Origin of the sequence: Streptomyces sp. MnatMP-M17, assembly GCF_900091995.1 — a bacterium.
In the GTDB taxonomy this organism is placed as follows: Bacteria; Actinomycetota; Actinomycetes; order Streptomycetales; family Streptomycetaceae; genus Streptomyces.
Genome location: NZ_FMDK01001211.1, coordinates 1 through 1,353 on the forward strand (window position 1 = coordinate 1; position 1,353 = coordinate 1,353).

Annotated in this window: 2 protein-coding genes; both read left to right on the forward strand. The window is 73.5% G+C overall.

From position 1 onward, the window contains the following. Positions 1 to 388 (forward strand): hypothetical protein (locus tag GA0115259_RS37895; RefSeq protein ID WP_218104261.1); only part of this gene is annotated, 388 nt, incomplete at its 5' end. 96 nt (positions 389 to 484) lie between these two features. Further along, on the forward strand, positions 485 to 1,285 hold the full coding sequence (locus GA0115259_RS37900; RefSeq protein ID WP_093605138.1) for a GntR family transcriptional regulator: 801 nt from the start codon (positions 485 to 487) through the stop codon (positions 1,283 to 1,285). The last annotated feature ends 68 nt before the right edge of the window (positions 1,286 to 1,353 follow it).

A 1,353-nucleotide genomic window follows, 5' to 3' on the forward strand; every position in this document is an offset into this window, starting at 1 on the left:
GTCCCGCCCTGTGCGGCGGGACCGGCCGGAGCCGGCCAAGGCACCCAACCAGCCCACGTGCGGAGATGAGATGGACCACCCCCAGACAGCCGCCGGGCACGCCCAAGCCGCCCGCAATGCAGACGAACTAGCCCAGGCACTGAGCCTGTTGCTCACCTACGCCTGCCTGGAGCCGGCCATCGCCACGGCGCTGGCCCGGATCGACACTACCGAGATGACCGGCCCGCTGGACGAGGCCGGTCTGCGCGCCGAGCTCGCGGAAGCCGAGGCCGAGCGCGATGTTAACGCCGCCCTCGCGGAGCGGTACACGCGCAGCGCCGCCGCTCTCTCTCCCCCCACGCGCCGTGCGTATGCGGACACCCGGCCGCCCGGCACGCCCACCGCCTGACCGAGGACGACCGCCTCCCCTGCGGGCACGACCTCTGCCGCTGCGGCGACCTGACCTTCGCCTGACCGCCCGCTCCGCCCCGAAAGCGACCCCGACGTGAACCTCTTCGGCCCTGACCGCATACGTCCCGGCGACCCCGACCAGCCGTGGGCGGTGTGGCTCACCGAGTTCGAGGAGGTCCTCGAGCGCCTCCACCGGGACTCGGCCCTGGTCACCGCGGCGGCGTACAACGCCGACTACCTTGCCCGGCAACAGGCCGGCGGCCCGGCACACTACGCCGTCGTCCTCCATCACGGCTGGGCGTGGAGAGGCGACGGCCGCGATCAGGCCCCGCTCGTCGAGTCCTTCAACACGAAGATCCACGTGCAGCTCGCCGACCTGCTGCGCACCCAGATCCACGGCGGCCACCTGCGCCCCGGGGCCCAACTGCCCTCCCAGCGGGCCCACGTCGGCCTGCAGACCATCGAGCGCGCCCAGTCCCTCCTGGTCGGCGAAGGACTGCTGGACCGCAGCACCCGCGGCGTGTTCGTCACCGACCACTCCGCCTGCGACCCGCTGGAGCTGCCCGGCCTCGACGACCTCGTCCCCCTCCAGCCTGCCCCGGCCGCCAGCCCCCTGACGCACCGCCGCGTACCCCGCTACCTCCAGCTGACCGATCTGCTTGAGCAGATGATCGCCGAGGGCGCGTTCCCGCCCGGAACGAGAATGCCCTTCGCACGCCAGGTCGCCCAGCAGTACGGCTACACGGCCAACTGCGCGCAGCACGCGCTGCGCCTGCTCAGAGAGCGGGGCCTGACCGTCGCCGGCCCCCGCTCGGCCACCTACGTGGCCCGCCGCGAGCTGGCCTCCCCCGGGCGGCAGGCGCAGGACCCGGACCGCAGCCCGGTCGGCAGGTGAATGCTCCGCACCGAAGTTCCTTCGTTCATCCACCGCCCCGCGCGCCGGCTGGTTCCAGCCGGCGCGCG